This window comes from Mesorhizobium sp. B2-3-2 (assembly GCF_006442295.1).
In the GTDB taxonomy this organism is placed as follows: Bacteria; Pseudomonadota; Alphaproteobacteria; order Rhizobiales; family Rhizobiaceae; genus Mesorhizobium.
The window spans coordinates 1-19,816 of sequence record NZ_VFWA01000028.1 but is presented as its reverse complement, the minus strand read 5'-3'; the positions used below and the strand labels follow the sequence as shown (position 1 = coordinate 19,816).

Here is a 19,816-nt window from a genome sequence, read left to right as displayed (position 1 = left end):
CCGCCACCCCCGCCGCCGCCAGAGCCAGAGTCCTCTACAACGCAGTTCACTGTTCCGCCGCCATCGCCTGCGGTGTCCCCAGCCGAGACCGCCGCGCCTCAGGATGAGTTTCCGAAACGCTTTCGATCCAACATGGTCGTCTTTGACGACGAAGGCTCAGGCCGCGATCAAGAAAGTCCAACAGCCGACATGGGGCAGAGACCCGCGGTCGCCGGTGAGGACCGCAACAGCAAGTTCCTGGCGGCCGCCGCCAGCATCGGTGATCGGTCGGCAAGGGCCAGGAAAATTCCCCGCATCGACGCCCTGGTGGCGGAAGGCTCCCTCATTCCAGGTATTCTGGAAACGGCGATCGTCAGCGATCTGCCAGGTCAAATCCGCGCCATCGTCGCCGACAATGTCTATTCGTTCGATGGCAGGCGTATCCTCATTCCCATTAGCACGCGCCTGATCGGCGAATATCAGTCGGAAGTCATCCGCGGTCAAAAGCGCATTTTCGTCATCTGGACGCGATTGCTTCGCGATGACGGTGTCAGTATTCGGTTGAACTCGATGGGCGCCGACAGTCTTGGCCGCTCGGGCCTTACCGGCCGCGTCGACACCAAATTTCGTGAACGCTTTGGCGCAGCCGTTCTGCTGTCGATCGTGGGCGGGGGCGCAAGCTATCTGGCCGGCTATGGCAGCCAGGCAGCTACGAGCGGAAGCGACGATGGGCCCCGCGCCGAAGATCTTGCCCGCGCCACTATTGCCCAGACGTTCTCCGACATGGCCAATCAGGCGCTTGGCGAGAGCCTGAAAATTCCACCGACGATCAGGGTGCCGCAGGGCGAGCGCATATTCGTGTTCGTGCGCCAGGACCTCGATTTTTCAGCCCTCTACGACGACCCGGTCTCAGAAGCGTTGAAGGAAATTCGTCATGAGCGTGGCTTCAACTGAGCCTGCCAACAATGACCAACACTACTTTCTCTACCGGTCTCTCGAACCGTTGAAGCACCTGCTGGCCGACCCGAGAGTGGTTGAGATCTCGATCAACAAGCCCGGCCATGTCTATGTCGAGCGGCTAGGTGCTCGCCACATGGAATTCCACGACATTCCAAGCCTCACCACCGGTGACATCGTCAATATGGGCGAACGGGTCGCGGCTGCGACGAACCAATTCATCAGCTCCGCCAACCCGATTTTGAGCGCCGCGCTTCCGTCGGGAGAACGCATCCAGTTCGTGTTGCCGCCAGCGGCTCCCGATGGCGGCGCGGTTTCAATCCGCAAGCAGGTCGTAGGCGACTTCACGCTCGAGGACTACCGCGACGAGGGCGCGTTCGGTCAGGTTTCGGTGGCGATCGCTGGCAGGAGCAGCGCCGATCGCGTCATGATCGAGCTTCTGTGCAGGGACGACATTCATGGCTTTATCCGTGCGGCAATCGCGAGCCGTGTCTCCATTCTGATCAGTGGTGGAACGTCAAGCGGCAAGACCACATTCTTGAATGCCTGCCTGAAAGCCGTGGACCGGCGCGAGCGCTTGATCACGCTGGAAGATACGCGCGAGCTGTCTCCGCCCCAGCCAAACACGGTTCATCTGCTTTCATCCAAAGGCGACCAGGGCACAGCCGCCGTGACCATCCAGAACCTGCTCGAGGCCTCGCTGCGCATGCGGCCGGACCGCCTTTTTGTCGGAGAGGTGAGGGGAGCGGAGGCGTTTTCGTTCCTCCGCGCGATCAACACGGGCCATCCAGGCTCGATGTCGACCGTCCATGCCGACACGCCCCGCGGTGCCTATGAACAGCTTGCCATGATGGTGATGCAATCAGGCCTGTCCGCGGCCTACCCGAAGGCTGATCTGATCTCCTACATCCGTAGCGTTATTCCAATCGTCATCCAGCTTCGACGCGATGGCGGTCGACGCGGTGTATCGGAACTATATTTTTCCAGAATGAGCCGATCATGACGGGCTCCTTGCGCATCGCCTACGTCGTCTTCTGCCTCGCGATTGGCGTTGTCATCTGGCTGCTGGCCTACGGTTTGGCACTCCAGATCCAATATGGCGACGGCCGCATCCTCAAAGCAACGGTGACATCCAATCCGCTGGCCGCGCTCCAGCAACTGTCCCGCTATCCCGAGAATCTGGTGTTGCGGCGTATTGGCCTGGGAGCAGGCCTTGTTTCGCTCATCGCCGCCGGATCGATTGCCGCTCTGGGGTTGCGATCTGTTTCTGAACCGCTTGGCGATGCTGGCTTCCAAAACACCTTCTCGCTTCGGCGCCGCAAGTGGTTCCGAGGTAGCGGATACATTCTTGGACGCTACGGTCGCTATATCCTTCGCGTCCAAGATGAGCGTCATCATCTGGTCATCGGACCGACCCGCTCGGGCAAGGGAACATGCTACGTCATTCCAAATGCACTCGCCCACCAAGGGTCGATGATCGTCACCGACCTGAAAGGCGAGATCTTCCGCTCCACGGCCGGCTACCGAAAGGCAAAGGGGAACCAAGTGTTCCTGTTTGCGCCAGGCAGCGACAGAACACATCGTTACAATCCGCTCGACTTCATCAGGCCCGACCGCGGCGACCGGACGACCGACATCCTCAACATCGCCAGCATTCTTGTTCCCGAGAGCGTGGAATCGGAGAACGCGATCTGGCAGGCCACCGCCCAATTGGTGCTGGCGGGCGCGATCAGTTACGTGACAGAGAGCGACGTCTACCGCGACCGGCGCAACCTTGGCGAGGTGACATCCTTCTTCAACAGCGGCGTCAATCTCCAGGCCTTGATGGTCTTCATCAAGGAAAAGCAAGGCAATCTGTCGCGGTTCACGGTGGAAAGCTTCAATGCCTATATCGCGCTCTCGGAGCGCGCTGCCGCGTCCGCCCTGCTGGACATCCAGAAGGCGCTGCGGCCCTTCCGCAACGAGCGCGTTGTCGCCGCCACCACGGTCACCGACATGGACCTTCGCGCTCTGAAGCACCGCCCGATCTCGATCTATCTGGCCCCCAACATCACCGACGTCGCCATGCTGAAGCCGCTGCTGTCACTCTTCGTTCAGCAGACCCTCGACACGCTTCTGCTGGCGCAGGATCCGAAATCCTTGCCGATCTATTTCCTGTTGGACGAGTTTCGGCAGCTGAGAAAGGTCACCGAGATCACGAGCAAGCTGCCCTACGTGGCCGGCTATAACATAAAAATGGCGTTCATCATCCAGGACATCAAGAACCTCGACGAAATCTACGGCGAGACCTCGCGTCACTCCTTAATGGGAAACTGCGGCTATCAGCTTGTCCTTGGCGCCAACGATCAGGTCACTGCCGAATATGTTTCAAAGGCGCTTGGCAGAAGAACGGTTCGCTACAGGACCGAATCGCGCAGCATTGAGCTCATGGGCCTTCATCGCCGGACCAAGGTCGAGCAAGTGCGAGAACGTGACCTGATGATGCCACAGGAGGTAAGGCAAATGCATGCCGGCAAGATGATTGTGCTGGTGGAAGGGCAGAGGCCAATTCTGGCCGATAAGCTGCGGTTCTTTGCAACTGCACCGTTCGCAAAGATGGAAAGGTTCTCCAGATCCAACCTCCCCTATGTACCGGCGGTCGAGTTCCTCCCCCGAATGGGTGTCCCGGCGACCCAGGGCATCGATTCGAAGGTCGAGATGTCGGAGGTTCACGTCACCGCAGGTTTCGGCGCACCGCAGACGACAGCCTCGTCCAAGGCTGCAAAGCAAAGTGAGATACTACTCGCCTCCAAGCCGGCGATAGAGGCTCGTTTCGCCGCCGCGGCGCAAAGACTGAAGGGATTGACGACCAAAGCTGTCGAGAACGGCGACGACAAGAGGGAACGCGATTGGTCGCTCATCTTTGATGAAGTCGTCCCTGACGACCCCGATGTTGGCGAGGAGGAGAACGCATGAGCAAGGCCCATGGGAGCTCGAACCCCAGGCATCCGGCTGGCCAATAGAGGCGGCGAGATATTGCTTCAGGAGATGGCAATGGGACTCAGGCAATATTCCGACAACGGACTTTTCGCTCCTCGAAAGATTCGCCGCCACGCTCCAAACGACCAGTGAGGAAGTGGCTCGTACGGATGGCTTCCCTCTGGCGGCTCGGCTAAGCCAAGGACCTATGCCTTAGCAAGTCAAACCCTGGGATAGTTCGGTGTTCCTACATGGTCGACAAGAAGCGCCGGCCAACATTCAACCACTGCACGGTTGGTCCTTGCGCATCCCCGACGTTGGACCGGTTTCAGCTATAAGCCTTGCGGTCTGGACCACCGGACATCGACATTTTACGCCAGAACCCGCCTGTCCGCACTCGGGCCCTTGCCGATATGGCTGCTATGCGCCTTCACTTCAGACGTTGAGATCGGCGATGCAAATCGCCAAAAGCTGACGTCCTTGCGGCATCCCTTCGGACTACAGGTGGGCCGAAACAACAGAGATCGCTCGTTACGAAACAGCGCTGCGGATTCCGGCGCTACGTTCTAGACCTGCGTCTCGCGTGTAAGCATCACCTCGCACCATTCGCGCAGTTCGCATCCGATGACGCTTGCGGGATCTCCCTCGCGCGAAAAAGCCCACCAGAGCTGCGCTCCCTGCCACTGGCTCGCCATCAGCCGCCGCGGACCTGTTGGCACGCAGGATCGCAGCCGACGATTCCGACGCGTGTTCGCATGATCGATTTCTCGCTTTGTTCAGATTGTGTTTGCGATGCGGGTCGCGTTGCGAAACGCCAGCGCCATGATAGTAAGAACCGGGTTATAGCCGCCGTTCGTCGGATGCAGCGAGCCATCGCAGACAAACAGGTTCTCATGTCCCCACACCTTGCCGAAAGCATCGGTGACGGAGTTCTCCGGCCTATGGCCCATCCGGCAGGTTCCAGCCTGATGCTGCCCTCCCGACAATTGCGGGGACAGCTGCGCACCCCATGTGCTCAAGGCTCCCGACGCCCGCAGCCATTCGTCAGCCTTGTCATGGATATAGGCTGCCGTTTTCTTGGTCTCGTCGTGGATCGAGCCAGAGAGACGGGCCACAGGGCGTCCAAACAGATCACGGCAATGTTCATCCAATGTGACCCGAGAACCGGGCGAGGGGATCTCCTGTACAGGTCCCTTTATTTGCGTCACACGCCGAAAATTTGTCCTCATAAACCGCTTGGCCTCGAGGCCGTATCGGGGAAGATCGGGCGGCAGCGCTGCCTTCCAGAATATCACCGGCAGCATCACGAAGTCGTCGGCCAGCATCGCGCCGCCGATTACGCCTTCGTTGCCGTGATTGAAATCGCACGTTGCGATCGTCACGCCGGGTCCTTTGGAATCCTGGACCGCATGATCGAAGAGACCGAATACGGTCGGATAGACGTGGCCCTGGAGATTTCTGCCGACCAGATCTTCGGAATTTCCCAATCCGTGCGGCTCCTTGTCGGTCTTCGACAGCAACAGCAACCTGGCGGTTTCGATTGCGCCAGCGGAGAGCACAACCGTCCTTGCGGAGATGAAATTGCGCTTTGGGTTTCCCTCCGCGTTAAGCGCAACCACATAGACCCCGACGACCTTGCCTTCAGCATCGGTGGCGATCCGGTCGACCGTCGTTTGCGCAAGCACTGTGCATCGGCCGGTGGCTATCGCCCTTGGAATCACAGTGTTCTGTGTGCCGTTCTTGGCGTCCGTCGGACACATGAAACCCACGCAGGAACCGCATTGGATACAAGCCTTGCGGCCAAGACGAGGCACGGTGTTGATCAGGAGCGGCGGCACGAACGTATTCAAGCCAAGCGCGTCCGCGCCTTTCCTGAGAACGTCGGTCCCGGGATTGCCGGGTACTGGCGGCATGGGATAATCGCGATTGCGAATGCCCTGTTGCGGATTTTGTCCGCCTTGCCCGCTCACCCCGATTTCGTGTTCCGCGCGCTCGTACCACGGCTCGAGTTCGGTGTAGTCGAACGGCCAGTCGACGAGAGACGACCGCTCCGGCACCCCGTAGCGCGAAGCCATGCGGAAGTCGTCCGGGTGGAATCGCCAAGCAAGGCCGCCATAGACCGTGGTCCCGCTGCCGAGTGCCGACGCATTGGCGTGGTAGTTCGCCTCGTGAGATCGCACGACATGGGAATTTCCCTGCGCATCCACAAAAACCCGCGGATTGCCTTCGATATCCGGTCCGGTGTTATGTCCGTAACGTGAGAGTCTATGGTTCCGCAGGTGATCGCGATATCCGCTGTTATCGTAGCGCCGCTCTTTTCCCCGTTCGATCAGCAGCACGGTCTTGCCACCTTCCGCGAGCACACAGGCAACAATCCCTCCCGCCGCCCCGCTGCCGACGACGACTGCGTCAAATGCTGGATTCATGCACATAGCTTTCCGCGAACCATGTCTTGCGTACTCGACGGTGGCCCGTCTGGCCCATCGGGAAGCCCCGGTTCGTACCCGATCATCCGCCATGAAACCGCGTGAGGATTGGAACCGTTGCCCGGGTTGGAGTAGTAGCCTTCCGCGACCAACTCACAGAGCGTGACAAACCAAGGTGCGCGAGCGTGCCGCAGAACAACCTCGTCCTGCTGTCTTGCGGTAGCATCGACAAATGCAACGCCAAACACGGTGTGCGATTCCCGATCCAGTTTTCTCAAGCCTTTGAAAACGAGAGGTCCGGACGATTCCGCACCGCTGCTCCAGAGCCCCAGGAGAAATTTATCTACCCCCGCTTGCCCAGCGGAGGGGAAATCATCCGCGGGTATGATGAAGTCAACCACCCTCGACAGTACATCCATATCACGTCGCTCAGGACAGATGTCCTTAGTCGCCATATAGAGCGCTCCCGTTTTCGCGGTCGAAGACGTAGATGCTTTTGGGATCGATATACAGGGTAAGCCGGGTTCCCCGTCTTAACGAGGCGTCAGGCGACACGCGCGCAACGGCCTTCGTGCCGGCGATGATGAAGTGTACCAGCGTATCCATTCCAAGAGGCTCGACAAGCTCTGCAACGGCTTCGATGCGGGTCGCCACTTGGCCTGCGTTTGGGCCGAGAGAAAAGTGTTCGGGCCGGATACCGAGCTCGACCGTCTGCCCCACCGCCTCGGCGAATCTGGAAATGCCAGCTGGCAGGTCGAGACGCGAGCCATCGGACAGGACGCCAATCAGTTGTTCCCGATGTTGTTCTAGCGCCGCGCTGACGAAATTCATGCCAGGCGACCCGATGAATCCGGCTACGAACTTGGTCGCCGGTTTCAGATATAGTTCCTGAGGCGGCGCGATCTGCTCTATCTTGCCGGCATTCATGACGACCACCCTGTCGGCAAGCGTCATCGCCTCGATCTGGTCATGGGTGACATAGACCGTTGTGGTCGGCACCGCCTCGTGGATCTGTTTGATCTCCGCGCGCATCTGGACGCGGAGCTTGGCATCCAAGTTTGAGAGCGGCTCGTCGAACAGGAATACCGCCGGATTTCTGATCATGGCGCGCCCCATTGCAACGCGTTGACGCTGCCCGCCAGAGAGTTGCCTTGGTTTGCGTTTAAGCAGGTGGCCGATGTCTAGGATCCGGGCGGTCTCGATCAGTCTCGTCTGGATTTCACCACGTGGCGTTTTCTTCAAACGCAGCCCGAAGGTGATGTTGTCCTCAACCGAAAGATGCGGGTAAAGCGCATAATTCTGGAAAACCATCGCAATGTCACGTTCTCCCGGCAGGAGATCGTTGACCCGCCGCTTGCCGATTTTTATTTCTCCGTCCGTTATTGTCTCAAGCCCGGCGATCATGCGCAGTGTGGTGGATTTTCCGCATCCGGAAGGGCCGACCAGCACCACGAACTCGTGGTCCTTGATCGTGAGGTCGATGCCGTGGACGGTTTGAACGTCCCCATAGGCTTTTACGACTTTGTTCAGTTCGATGGCGGCCATAGGCCCTCCGGTGTTGGATCTTGGTGGTTATCGGTCGCGGACGAGGACGTTGTCGCTTTTGAGCCAGAAAGGTGCGAAGTAGAGTGGCGTCGAGGAAAGCGGCAGGATGTCCGCCGGCAGTTCCACGCCAATCGCGTTCTTCATGAAATCGCGGCGCGCGGCGATGCGCTTGAACGTCGTCGGATGCTTGGCCTCAATCTGGGACCTCAACGCTTCGTCAGCAAACACCACGGCGTCCTCACAGTTCAGAGCCCAGCCGACGGCGATCGGCGTCGGGATGATGTCAACCTGAAAATGCATGCCCGACCGGATGCGGTCCTTCGAGCCAGGCCGAACCGGGCTATGTGTCCACTCCTCGTAGCCGCCGAGATGTCCCGGATTGAGAGCAGGCCCGAGCTTCGATTTTGCGAGCGTCGATACTACCGTTTCATGAAGAAGGCCGCCCTCGACGCCGATCGCAGCCGTCTCGTACCAGGAAATCAGGCCTTGAAAATAACCCTTGGCGATCGCGAGAAACTCGTCGTTGGCGACATCGAAAAGGCCTGCTCGGGAGGAAAGACCGCCCCAATGCCCGATAGCGGTCGTCACACCGTCGCCACGCTTGAGCTTGCGGCCCGTTGCGCTTCGCAGGCCAATCACGGTTTCACCCTTGCTGGCCGACGCGAACATGGTGTGGACGTTCAGCGGGTCTCCAGCATATCCCATGCGCGAGACGGCATCGAACTCGCTGTCACCCTCCCGGACCCCGGAAACGATCCTCCATGTGGCCAGCGAGCTGCGTGTCGCAGCCCACTCGAACGCAGCGATCTGATCAGCATCGATGGTGACGGCGACGCCGTTTTCCGGGTGCATCAGAACATGGGTGGCGTCCCGCAGCCCGCCTGAAGGGCCGATCGCTCGCTGAAACGCCTGCACGTAGACCGCGGGGACGAAATAGGCTGTTTCAGAAGCGTCGTCTTCAAATGGCTCGAGATACTTCCAGCCCACCAGCCCTACGGTGTCGCCTGCCTTGATTCCAGCGTCGCCCAGACGGTCGGAAAAGCGCGGGAAACGAGAGCGATCCTGCGCCATGAGGCTCAGGGTCTGGCTCAAAAGCACTGTCACTCCGGGCAAGCGCGCGAGCGGAGCGTAGCTTTCGGATTCGTTGCCTGTGAGCAGCACGCGCTTGTTGTTTGGCCCAAGAAGAAGGAAGGCTTCTTCGAAGCGCGGCTCGAAACCCGTCAGGAAGGCGATGTTGGCGAAATGTTCGCGATCGGCATAAACCGCCAACCAGTCGCACCCCGCTTTGTCGTAGGCGGCGCGGGCACGCGCATCATATATCTCAACGGGAACATCCGGCTTTTCGCCGAGAATACCGAAGTCCGGCAACTGAACCGATGTGAGGGAAATGGTCATTTGGCATCCTTTTGTTTGCGCCGGCGTGAGAGCTGTTGAAATTGGCTGCGAGGGAGATCAATCGCCGTACATCCGGGCCTGCGCGTCCCATTCGAAATCTTCTTCGAGGGGGTAGGTCGGACGGGGCAGCAGGTTCCATTGAAGCTGCGTCATGTCCAATTGCGAGGTGCCGTCGCTCAGCAGGAGGATATGACGAGCCGAGACGTCTTCGAGCTGAGGGTGGAGATACCCAAGCTTGACGACATACGCCTTGTGCTCGGTTGGACTGATGTCCATTGCAATGAAATGGTGCGGCGTGGTTATGCCGATGGCATTGGCGTGGAATGTTGCAATCACATTGCCGCTTCGCACCTTGGCCCAAGCGCCCTCCTTGGATCGGTAAGGCTGGAATCCCGGCAGCACCAGCTCTTCTCCGCATGCCTCTACGAGCACGCTGACGCGACGCGCTGTCTTCGGACGGGAAAGATGCTCGGTTCCCAATTCGATTTTCACCGTCGAGCCGACGCCGGCCTGGACGAGTTTGCGGACAGTTTCGGGGGCCGTAATGCCGGCGACAACGACATCGCGAACCTGTTCGTCGTCGAGCGCTGCCTGCAATACGAGGGTCAAATCTCCGGCCGCACCCGCCGTCGTGTTATCCCCTGAATCGGATACGAATACGGGGCGCTGCGGGCACTCGACGGCGAGCCTCAGTCCCTGCCGAACTTCCGCGGTTTCCATCTTGAGATTGAATTCTGCGCGTTTCGCCCATATCGCTTGTGCCAACCGTGTAGCCTGCGTACGCGCCAATTCGACGTCGCCTTCGCTTACCGCAATCGCCGATACCGCGGTCCAGGGCCTGTCGTTCCAAGCAAATCCCACAAGGATGTTCGCCTCCATCATACCCGGCATGCTGTCGTATTCCAGCAAGGAGCCATAGAGGCTTTTCGCGGGCTCCAAGGCAGTGACCGCCGTCTCCCCGGGGATGAGAATTGGCAGGCTCACGACGGATTTCTTGGGCGTGATGCCGGTTCGAATGACCCGGATAAGCTGGTCGGCGGCTCGGTACCCCGTCTGCCTGTCGTCTCGATGCGGCGCGGTGCGCAGAACGCTGATGACCGTCGACGCCTCGAGAAGTTCCGGAGTCATGTCGCCATGGAGATCGAGCGACACACCGACCGGCACATCAGGTCCAAGGACATTCCTGATAGCCTGAATGAAGTCGGTGTCTGCGTCGATGTCTAGCCCCTGGACTTCCAACGCACCATGATTGGCAACGAGCATCCCGTCGAACGGCCCGTGTGCGCTGATGAGCGCGAGCGTCTTTTCCTTGACGTCTTGATATGCCGCCAGCTCCAGGGGCCCGCCGGGCAGCGCAGTGGCCCAGTATAGCGGGACCGCCTCGACGTCACTCTCCTTCGCCATGCGCGCGAGCATGCCTCGGACCATCCAGACGTCACCTTCGGACATGTCCCTGCCGGTATAATGTTGTATCGCATCCCACGTGGTTGGGACCGGAGAGGCGAGCATGATTTCAATGGAGAGGCCGACGATACCTATGCGCATTCTCTGACTTTCGAACTGACTTGAATTGAACTCACGGAAGGACGTGTGGAGAATCGAGGCCCGTGACCCCGTCGAGGGCGAGTGCGACGCCGCCGAGAAACGGACTGACTGTCGACAAGTGCGAGAAAATGACTTTGGTCTGCACTGACATCGAGGGATGTGCCAGCCGTTGCAGGGCACGTTCGACCGCCGGTCGCAGATAAGGCTCGGCGCTCGCCATATCGCCACCGAGGCAAACCAATGGCGGATTGAAGATGTTTACGAGACTGGAAATCGCCGAGCCTAGAATCGCGCCAGCATTGTCGAGGACGCCGACAACCACCTCATCGTCCGCGCTGGCGCGCTCCATGATCTCCTTGAATGAAGATGGCTGATTGCCGGTCAGCCTGCCGATCTCCTCCGCCAGCCCGGGTTCGGAAAGGTAAGGCGAAAGGCAACCCGAGCCTCCGCAGGAACAATAGCGGCCCTGCGGGACAACCTTGATGTGTCCCAGTTCGCCCGCCAATCCGCTGGCGCCGCGGTAGATGTTGCCGTCAAGAAACAAGGCGCCGCCGACGCCTGAGCCCGAAAACAGATAAATAAAATCTCTGACGCCGACGCATTCACCGAACATGTATTCGGCCATCGCGGCCGCCTTGCCGTCGTTGCCCGCAAAGACGGGAGCATCCAGTGCGGAGGAGAACATGTCCACCACAGGGACGCCGCGCCATCCAAGGACTGGAGCGTGAAGCAAGACGCCCTCGTCGGTTAGGAGGCCCGGAAGCGAAATGCCGACACCGAGCGTCTCGCCGTCGCGGCCGCATTCACGGACTATTTCCCTCACACCCCGAGCGACGAGATCGACGACGTCGCCCAGCTTTCCATCAAACGCCTGGACCTTGGAGTGCATGGGGATTCCATCGAGCGCAGCAGTGACATAGCCGATTGTGTCGGCCTCGATCTGCACGCCGACGATCAATCCGCTAGCCGGAGAGATGGTGAGGCCCTCTACAGGTCGACCAGGCTTGTTGCTGGTTGCCACAGGACTGCGTTCAACCAGGCCCAACTCGCTGAATTGATTGATAATGGAGGAGACGACGGACTTGTCGATGCCAGTCTTGGCGACGATGTCGCGCTGCGAAACGTTCGGCTCGATGCGAATCCTGTGAAAGATCGCATTGGCATTGAAATGCCTGATGAACGACTTGCTCAAGCCCCGCTCCGATGTTTTTCTTGCATTGAGAATAATTCATACGAGCAGGCCGTGTGATTTGTCAATCGACGAATGCCAGACCATTTTATTACGGAAAAATTATCTTATTGTAACAGTGTGTTACGCGGATTGCCCTTCCGGCGATGGACTTCCACCCGGATATTTCGACCGCAATCTGTTGACGCACGTAGTTTTTTGAGCGTAGGTTTTTCTTGTTTACAGAATATATGCCGACGACAAACGCTCGGCTCAACGGAGGGTAGAACAATGCGTAAATCGAAATGGGTCGGCGTGGCGCTCGGCGTGGTCGCAAGCGCATCGGTGGCCAGGGCCGACGGCACGAAGGAGCTTTGGCATTATTACGCGGCAGGGTCCGAAAAGGCAGGCATCGAAGCCTTGATCGCGTTTGCCAATAAACAGAATCCCAGCAACCAGATCGTCGGCAAGGTGATCCCGGGCAACGCCGTCGAAATGCGTCGTCAATTGCAGACCGCATTCATGGGAAACACCCCGCCCGCCGCCTATCAGAGCTCGATGGCGTCGGAGCTGAAGACATTCGTCGACAGTGGCAAGCTTCATGATCTTTCGGAGACCTGGGCAAAGATCAACGGAGACAAGATTTTTCCGGAGGGCGTGCAGCGCGTCGTCAAGATAGGCGGCAAGCCTTACGGCATTCCGTATGACCTGTCGCTGATCAACAACATCTTTTACAACAAGGCGATCTTCACAAAGGCCGGGCTGGAGCCTCCTAAGGATTACGATGGCTTGGTGGCCGCCTGCGACAAGCTGCGCGCTGCAGGTGTGGAACCATTGGGCAACGCCGGAGGTCCGTTCTGGAGCCTGTATAATTTTTACGCGCCTCTCGTATCCACTGTCGGAATCGAGGGCTACTACAAGATCGCGAGTGGTGAACTCGGCTTCGATACCCCGGAATTCCGCAAGTCTCTGGACCTTTACCGCAGCACGATGGTGACGTGTTACGCCAAGAACTGGAGCGGCAAGACCTGGACGCAAACGGCCGACGATGTTGTCAACGGGAATACCGGGATGTTCATGATGGGCGCGTGGGCGGCCGCCTATTTCAAACAGGCGGGTTTCGCCCCTGTTGAGAAGTTCGATGTGTTTCCGGCACCAGGGACAGAGGGCAAGGCGATTTTCCAGATGGATGCCTTCGCGGTTCCGGAAGGACCGGCCGACACGCTTGAAACCGCTGAAAGGTTCGTGATCTCCGCTGCGTCGGCGGAAGGTCAGGCGGCGTTTGCCGTTCCGAAAGGTTCACTTGCACCAAACGTGACGGTTGATCCGTCGATCTATGATGCTGTCGGTGCCAAATTCGCGAAGGAGCTGGCGGATGCATCAAAGGCCAACGCTGTGCTGCCGAATTTGTTTTTCCTGCTGCCCACCAAGGTTGGCACGGAATTGGGCGTCCAAATCGAGAAATTCGCGATCGACCCCTCGGACGCCAACGAAAACGAGATGATCACGACGCTTGAGGGCTTGCGGCAGGAGGCTTTGACGGAGGGATCCTATCAGAAGTGGTGATACCGTGGTCGGGCCGACGCATGTCGGCCCGACATCCCGGGACGTTGACTCTACGATTTCCTAATTTCGCTCGCCGAGAGAACAATCCGACATGCCGAACTTCCAACTCATGCGCCGGAAGTTTCAAACCGCAGGGGTGACCCACGCAGTCTTTCTATCGCTTCCCGTAACTCTCTTTGCCGTTTTCTATGTCTATCCCACCATTTCGACATTCAATTTGTCGCTTCACAGCTGGGATGGTTTCTCTCCCTCTCCGAAGTATGTCGGGCTGCAGAACTACGTCGTGCTGCTTCATCAATCGCGCTTCTTCCACGCCCTTTTGAACAACATTTCGTGGCTCGTCTTCCTCCTGCTTGGGCCGACGAGCCTCGGCTTGCTCCTGGCCGCTTTGCTCGACAGGGGCATAAAGGGTGAATCGGTGTTCCGGGTCATCTTCTTCCTGCCCTTCACAATCCCGGCCGTGGCCGTAGCCGCGATCTGGCGCTGGATGTATGAGCCGACCAACGGTCTGCTGACGGCGGTCTTGCGGTCGGTTGGGTTGGGCGGCCTGGCCCAGAACTGGCTTGGCGACCCCTCGATCGTTAATTTCGCGCTTATGGGTTCGATGATGTGGTGGACGACGGGTTTTGCTTTCCTGGTGTTCTTCGCGGGGCTTCGCAACATTCCGGTCGAGTACATAGAGGCCGCGAGGATCGAGGGGGCGACACCCTGGCAGGTCTTCTGGAAGGTTAGCTTCCCGCTTCTATGGCCCTCCACGATCGTTGTCCTCGGTATGGCCGCGGTCGACGCTATGCGCCTGTTCGACATTGTCTGGGCGATGACCAACGGCGGCCCCGCATACGCTTCCGAGGTTCTGGCCACGCAGATGTACGACACCGCGTTCGGTAGATTCGAGATGGGCCGCGCCAGCGCGATTTCGGTCTGCCTTCTGGTGATCGCGGGGTTCATCATCATGCCCTACATCTATCAGCTGGCAAAACGCGTTCAGGACAGCGAGGCGGAATAGATGAACACTGCAACCGCCAAGCGCACGGTTCTGCCCTTTTCGATCCTGGGGGCGGCGGCAGTGATCTTTGCCGCCCCCCTGGTGGTTGCGTTCCTGACGTCGCTCAAATCGCCGTCCGAAATAACGCGAGTGATCGCGTTGCCGAACGAACTCTTCTTCCAGAATTACGCCATCGCCTACGATCGGATGGGGCGAAGCTTCCTGAACTCGATTGCGATCACGGTGCCATCCGTGACCCTGTCGCTGCTGGTGGGGGCGATTTCTGGCTATCCGCTTGCCTATATGCGCGGAGCTGGCGGAAGGGTGGTCTATCTTTTCCTGCTCACCGGCATGCTCGTTCCCTTCCAGATCGTCCAAATTCCTTTGTTTTTTCTGATCAGGGCGATCGGTCTTTACGACACTATTCCCGGCATGTGGCTGGTCCACACCGCCTACAGCGTTCCCTTCTGCACCTTCTTCATGCGGAATTTCTTCGCGTCGGTACCCAGGTCGATGTATGAGGCTGCACTCATCGACGGCTGCACCCCGGCGGCTTACTTCTGGCGACTTCTTCTGCCGGCGTCGGGATCAGGTCTCGCCGCTCTCGCGATCATCCAGAGTCGCGCCATCTGGAACGATCTCCTCTTTGCCATTACCTTGACAACGAGCGACGAGGCCAGACCTGTCACGGTCACTATCGCCGGTTTCGCCAGCAGCCTGCAGGTTGAATACGGTCCGCTTATGGCCGCGACGCTTATCTCGCTTCTGCCAGTGATGCTCGCCTACCTGCTCTTCCAGAAGGCCTTCGTGCGCGGCCTGCTCGGGGGTGCTGGGAAATAATCGGATCTCGATGCATAAGATCTGAATCGCGATCGCGATAGGAGTACAGCGGGCGGCCTCGGTCAGGGGCAGGTACCGCTGATCTCGCCGGTGCCGCACGTTCTTCGACGATTCTTCGGTCAGCAAGCCTGTATCTGCCCAGAAAGCAACACCTGCTGGGTATGCGGTTCCCGATGTTGGAGGGCTTACGCGGCCTCCCACACCTGGTTTAAAATCCGGGCGGCGAGGGCAGCCTTGTCCTGTGGCAAGAAGCGGCCGTAGTGATGCGCCACCATGTCCGGCGTGTCCTGAATCGCATAGCTTGCCTGTTCGTAAGAGCCGGTCTGCTTCAGGATATGCGTGGCCAGCACATCGCGGACGTTGTGAGGGCCGTGAGGGAGAAGACCCGGAATCGCACCCCGGCCGGTATAGGGATTGTAGCAACTGGAAGGCCTCAAGATCGAGCCGGCATGGTCAGGGCTGATGGCCTATGCGCGGCATCTGATGCCCCTGATCGGCCCGGTGATGCCGAATGTATGGTCTTGTACCGCGTTCGGCGGCCATGGCCTCAACACGACGGCGATCGGCGCGCGGGTCGTCGCAGAGGCGATTTCAGGCGACAGCGACCGCTATCGCCTGTTCGCTCCCTTCGGCTTGCTATGGAATGGCGGGCCGTTCGGCACCGCCGCGGTGCAGCTGACCTATTGGGCCTATTAGGGCATGGATTTCCTGCGCCAACGGCGTTCGGCGCACAGTTGAGCGCTTTTCAGAATCGGTCCGGCGCGTAAGGCGTCGGATTAATGAAAGTCGGGCTGCCCGTCACCAGCTCGGCAACGAGCCGCCCTGTCGAACCGCCCCCGATCATGCCCGTATGCCCGTGACCGGCGGCAACGAAAAGGGAGCCGTGTCCCGGCACCTGGCCGATCGCTGGTACGCTGTCGGGAAGCGAAGGACGATAGCCCATCCACATCGTCGGCTCGCCGCCGTTCAGTTCAGGGAACAGGGCTCGCGCATGGGTGAGCAGGATCTCGGACCGCCGCTCGTCGGGTGGTGCTTCCAGGCCGGCGATCTCGACCGTGCCGGCCAGCCGCAGACCGTGCTCCATCGGGGTCAGCGCGAAACCCCGGTTCTTCATTTGTATCGGCATCGGCAATTCGATCGACGGCGATGGTAGCATCAGATGATAGCCGCGCTCGGTCTCCATCGGCAGGCTGAAGCCAAGCGGTTCGAGCAGCCGGTTCGACCAGGCGCCAGCGGCAATCACCACCGCGTCCGCCTTGCGGTTCGCCGTGTTGGTCATCAGCATGTAGCCGCCGGCCTCGCGCGGGATGATCTTCAGCACGTGCTCCGCCGCGAAAACGCCGTCGGCCCGCCGCACGCCATCGCAGATGGCCGTGACCAACCGGAGCGGATTGATGGTGTGCGCGTTGTCCGGGTAAAGCAGACCGCGCCTGGCGATGGCCGAGATGCCGGGCAGCAGCCGCTGCAGATCCTGGCGTGACAACGGCTCGGTGACGACACCCTGCCGCGCATTGATGCTGGTGGTGATGCGATCGGACAGGCCGTGCGCCTCGCTCTCCCAGACCTGGATGCCGCCTACCTTGCGGATCAGATCGTCGAAAGCCGGGCCACCGATAAGATCCCGATAGCAGTCAAGGTTGTCCCGATGCAGGATAGCGAGGGCGTCGGCCGCCTTGTTGACGCGGTCCATCCTGCCGGCGCGTATCCACCTGAGCAGCCATGGCGCGGCCGTCAAGGCATAGCGTGGCCTCAAGACCAACGGTCCGAGCGGGTCGGCAAGCCAGCCCGGCACTTGCCGCAACATTCCAGGCATGGCGAGTGGCACGTTGCAATCGTGCCTCACCATGCCGGCATTGCCGAAAGACGTCGCGCCGCCCGGGGGCAGAGGGTCGATGACAGTTACCTGGAGCCCTGCGCGGCGCAAATAAAGAGCCGCGCAGACGCCGACGATGCCAGCGCCGACGACAGCTACCGACCTGACCGAATCCAGCATTTCCACCGTCCATCCAATTGCCGGCCGTGAATGCACGAATGCCCGGCCGGTGTCGATGGGCGGATGCGATTGAAGGGAACGAAGCCCGAGGATTTGAGGTGCAAAGGGCTGCATTCTGGGCGGTCACCGATAGAAGTCTTTTTTGCTACTGACCTCGCGACAACAACGGTCCCGCCGCCGACTTTTAGGTCATCTGGCGGGCCTAGCGGCTGGGCAGGGTAAATGCCATTCCAAGGATGACGCCGGCCTGATGAGCCGATGCAAGTGGCCGCTCTGCACTAGACTCGGCGTTGTCGCGCGCGATTCCTCCGTCGGCATTCCATAGCGAGGTCTCGAACCGCGCACGAACATGACCGCCCAGCCCGATGGCCGACGCCAGGCGGCGGTTTCGCCGCGGCCGAAAGCGCAGACCGACCAAACCGTGTCGGCGCAGAGTCGGCGGCTTCAAAACCGGCAAGAAAAACATCGAGATCGTCACGCCGACTTTTCTGATCGCGCGCATAGCGCCCGAGTAGGAAAAGCAGCCGCGGCTGCGCCATATAGCGAAAGTCCCCGTCGGCACCATTCGGCAAGCGCGCCATGCTAGAACCATCCGGGGAAGGCAGCGCGTGCCGCCGTCGCCAGCGGTGGGATGTCCTCGTCGGGCACCGAGGAACAGGGCCACAATAGCCGGGCCCTGATCGAACTCCAGCTGCCGGCTGCCGCCATTGCCTTGTCGAGGGCGGCGTCGCTGACGGCGTAGCGTGCCCGAAATGGCAGGACGTGGTCCACGAGGAAGGCCTGTATGCGTGCTTGCATCTCGAACGCCGCTTGCTGGCCGGCTCGTATCTGCGCCCACCACTGCGGTGCTCCTTTCGGGCTAAGGCAGGCGATGTTGGAATAGCTGCCATGCGCACCGTTTGCGTAACGTTGCCAGCGCGTGGCCTGGCACGAACACCGAAAGGCCCGACAGTTCGCGCCGCATGCCGGCGTACCAGCTGGCGTCGCCGCCGGGTAGTTTGGCGCCGACAAGCGAGGGCACCGCGGTTCGCAGCGCGGCAATGGCTTCGAGGCTCAGCCGCCGCTTGGCGTGGGGCGGGTTGTAGAGCACCAGAGGCGTGCTCGGCGCTGCGTCGGCCAAACCCGAGACGAAACGCTGAACTTCCTCATCGCTCGGTGGCCACCAGTCCGGCAAGGTGAATTGCACTGCCGAGGGTGTCAGTCCCGCAACACGCTTCAGCCGTTCGCGTGCGACGCGCGGGTTGGACTGGCTGATGCCGATCTGGAAAGGGATTTTCGCAGCGCCGGCGACTTGCGCCACCATCTCGCTCAGCCGGTCGAATTCGGCTTCCGTCTGGCAATGGAACTCGCATGCCGTGCCGTCGGAATAGACGCCGTGAACGCCCGATGCGCAGAGCCGCGCGAGAGTCTCTTGCGTAGCGTTCCAGTCTATGTTGCCGTCCAGCGCCACCGCCAGCATCACGGCGCCCCAGATGCCGCGCGGCGCATGTTTGGGGAGGGCGCAGAGATCGCTCATGGTGCCACGGCTACGGGAGATAGCTCCTGAACGTATGAAGGCATGCATTCGCGACGACAAGGCTGAACATCGCAGCCTAAAATTCGAGCAGTTCAGATACAGTGTTGACGCCTCAAAGCGGCCGGCATCTTACGCCGCCTTTCTCGGTCGTTTTGAGTGCCATCCGAAGCTCCCAAAAGCCGACGTAGCAGGAGTGGAAAGTCGCCGCGAAGTTATTGTGCTTGGCCTAACGCCCTTGCCAGCCACCGACAACCTGTGGAAATTCGGCGGGCTTTTGGAGGGGGCGACTCTTCGGAGTTTGCTTCCTGATCACACACTGTGACGAAGCAGAGCGGCGCCGCTTGGCCCCGCCCGAAGGTGGCTCGGCCTCGGTCGAGACGGTCGGCGTTGCCGCCAACCTAGGTCTTTCCTCCTTCATTATAACAAGCTCTCCGAGAACGACCGTCCGGAGCTGACCTCGGCCAAGATCATCATCTCGGGCGCGCGCGCTTCCTGAACGCGACAATGCCTTCCATGCCGGCTCCCCAATGGCTAGGTTCACTGTAGGGTCTGCGCAGCGACGCGGCGGCGAGGCGAGATCTCGTCTCGTCAAGCTCTTTCCCGACAGTGCGGAGTCCGGCTGAATCTCTCATCATGTAGCGCTCGCCACCATGTCACAGCAGCTGTGGCATGGTTGTTGCTTCTGCAACCATGAGGGGGCAACGGGGCTCGGAAGCGGAATGTCTCGAGACAAGACAGAGCTATTCGCTCGCGCGAGTGCGCTGGGCGTCACAATCTATCAATTCGAAGACAGTATGGATTGCGGCCGGAGACTATCGAGGCCGGAATTTGAAGGTAAAGGGGCGATCGCCAGCCATTGCGCTCGCACTATGGATTGAGGCTGCCCAACATAGAGGTTCAATATAGCATTCTCATAAGAGCAAGTGGCCGGCGTCTCTTGGGG

General features: G+C 59.9%; 15 protein-coding genes and 3 pseudogenes. 8 read left to right on the top strand and 10 right to left on the bottom strand.

Going from position 1 to position 19,816, the window contains the following annotated elements; translation table 11 throughout:
* The 3 genes from virB10 to FJ964_RS30685 all read left to right on the top strand — a co-directional run.
* On the top strand, nucleotides 1-933 hold a 933-nt coding region (gene virB10 / locus FJ964_RS30695), incomplete at its 5' end, for a type IV secretion system protein VirB10 (RefSeq protein WP_140554479.1).
* A complete protein-coding gene (gene virB11 / locus FJ964_RS30690; protein ID WP_140554477.1) occupies nucleotides 914-1,939 on the top strand; it encodes a P-type DNA transfer ATPase VirB11 in 1,026 nt (341 codons plus the stop codon). The genes virB10 and virB11, both read left to right, overlap by 20 nt.
* On the top strand, nucleotides 1,936-3,891 hold the full coding sequence (locus FJ964_RS30685) for a type IV secretory system conjugative DNA transfer family protein (protein ID WP_140554476.1): 1,956 nt from the start codon (nucleotides 1,936-1,938) through the stop codon (nucleotides 3,889-3,891). The genes virB11 and FJ964_RS30685 overlap by 4 nt, the downstream gene beginning before the upstream one ends.
* 779 nt (nucleotides 3,892-4,670) lie before the next feature.
* Here the strand turns inward: FJ964_RS30685 and FJ964_RS30675 are convergent.
* The 6 genes from FJ964_RS30675 to FJ964_RS30650 are packed head-to-tail and all read right to left on the bottom strand — an operon-like array spanning nucleotide 4,671 to nucleotide 11,997.
* Nucleotides 4,671-6,320 carry a GMC family oxidoreductase gene (locus FJ964_RS30675; protein ID WP_140554474.1) on the bottom strand — a complete coding sequence of 550 codons (1,650 nt, stop codon included), beginning with the start codon at nucleotides 6,318-6,320 and terminating at the stop codon, nucleotides 4,671-4,673.
* A complete protein-coding gene (locus FJ964_RS30670; protein ID WP_140554473.1) occupies nucleotides 6,317-6,775 on the bottom strand; it encodes a gluconate 2-dehydrogenase subunit 3 family protein in 459 nt (152 codons plus the stop codon). The genes FJ964_RS30675 and FJ964_RS30670 overlap by 4 nt, the downstream gene beginning before the upstream one ends.
* On the bottom strand, nucleotides 6,765-7,865 hold the full coding sequence (gene ugpC, locus FJ964_RS30665) for a sn-glycerol-3-phosphate ABC transporter ATP-binding protein UgpC (protein WP_140554471.1): 1,101 nt from the start codon (nucleotides 7,863-7,865) through the stop codon (nucleotides 6,765-6,767). The genes FJ964_RS30670 and ugpC overlap by 11 nt, the downstream gene beginning before the upstream one ends.
* Nucleotides 7,866-7,892: 27 nt before the next feature.
* The gene (locus FJ964_RS30660; RefSeq protein ID WP_140554469.1) at nucleotides 7,893-9,260 is read right to left on the bottom strand and encodes a M24 family metallopeptidase; all 1,368 of its coding nucleotides are present in this window, start codon (nucleotides 9,258-9,260) and stop codon (nucleotides 7,893-7,895) included.
* A gap of 57 nt (nucleotides 9,261-9,317) precedes the next feature.
* Nucleotides 9,318-10,805 carry a M81 family metallopeptidase gene (locus tag FJ964_RS30655; protein WP_140554468.1) on the bottom strand — a complete coding sequence of 496 codons (1,488 nt, stop codon included), beginning with the start codon at nucleotides 10,803-10,805 and terminating at the stop codon, nucleotides 9,318-9,320.
* Between the two features lie 31 nt (nucleotides 10,806-10,836).
* Nucleotides 10,837-11,997, bottom strand: a complete 1,161-nt coding sequence (locus FJ964_RS30650) for an ROK family transcriptional regulator (protein ID WP_140554466.1) — start codon at nucleotides 11,995-11,997, stop codon at nucleotides 10,837-10,839.
* A gap of 267 nt (nucleotides 11,998-12,264) precedes the next feature.
* Between FJ964_RS30650 and FJ964_RS30645 the strand changes: the two genes are divergently transcribed.
* The 3 genes from FJ964_RS30645 (at nucleotide 12,265) to FJ964_RS30635 (ending at nucleotide 15,364) form a co-directional block, all read left to right on the top strand.
* Nucleotides 12,265-13,539, top strand: a complete 1,275-nt coding sequence (locus FJ964_RS30645) for an ABC transporter substrate-binding protein (protein WP_181172671.1) — start codon at nucleotides 12,265-12,267, stop codon at nucleotides 13,537-13,539.
* 217 nt (nucleotides 13,540-13,756) lie between these two features.
* A complete protein-coding gene (locus FJ964_RS30640) occupies nucleotides 13,757-14,545 on the top strand; it encodes a sugar ABC transporter permease (RefSeq protein WP_224629780.1) in 789 nt (262 codons plus the stop codon).
* Entirely contained in the window at nucleotides 14,546-15,364 is an 819-nt protein-coding gene (locus FJ964_RS30635; protein WP_140554461.1) for a carbohydrate ABC transporter permease, read from the top strand.
* A gap of 185 nt (nucleotides 15,365-15,549) precedes the next feature.
* On the opposite strand, the pseudogene FJ964_RS30630 reads toward FJ964_RS30635, so the two are convergent.
* Nucleotides 15,550-15,783, bottom strand: a pseudogene (locus FJ964_RS30630) (hypothetical protein); the annotation flags it as partial.
* 1 nt (nucleotide 15,784) lies between these two features.
* Here FJ964_RS30630 and FJ964_RS30625 point away from each other — a divergent pair.
* Nucleotides 15,785-16,060: pseudogene (locus FJ964_RS30625) on the top strand (FAD-dependent oxidoreductase); the annotation flags it as partial.
* A gap of 49 nt (nucleotides 16,061-16,109) precedes the next feature.
* On the opposite strand, the gene FJ964_RS30620 reads toward FJ964_RS30625, so the two are convergent.
* From FJ964_RS30620 to FJ964_RS30615, 3 genes are all read right to left on the bottom strand, one after another.
* Complete coding sequence (locus FJ964_RS30620; RefSeq protein ID WP_181172670.1) at nucleotides 16,110-17,357, bottom strand: FAD-binding oxidoreductase; 1,248 nt, start codon at nucleotides 17,355-17,357, stop codon at nucleotides 16,110-16,112.
* 582 nt (nucleotides 17,358-17,939) lie between these two features.
* Nucleotides 17,940-18,155 (bottom strand): hypothetical protein, encoded by a 216-nt coding sequence (locus FJ964_RS31825; protein ID WP_318012777.1) that lies wholly within the window; start codon nucleotides 18,153-18,155, stop codon nucleotides 17,940-17,942.
* Nucleotides 18,156-18,216: 61 nt separating this feature from the next.
* Nucleotides 18,217-18,873, bottom strand: a complete 657-nt coding sequence (locus FJ964_RS30615) for a dihydrodipicolinate synthase family protein (RefSeq protein ID WP_318012776.1) — start codon at nucleotides 18,871-18,873, stop codon at nucleotides 18,217-18,219.
* A gap of 353 nt (nucleotides 18,874-19,226) precedes the next feature.
* Here FJ964_RS30615 and FJ964_RS31255 point away from each other — a divergent pair.
* Nucleotides 19,227-19,363: pseudogene (locus FJ964_RS31255) on the top strand (electron transfer flavoprotein subunit alpha/FixB family protein); the annotation flags it as partial.
* Nucleotides 19,364-19,816 lie beyond the last annotated feature (453 nt).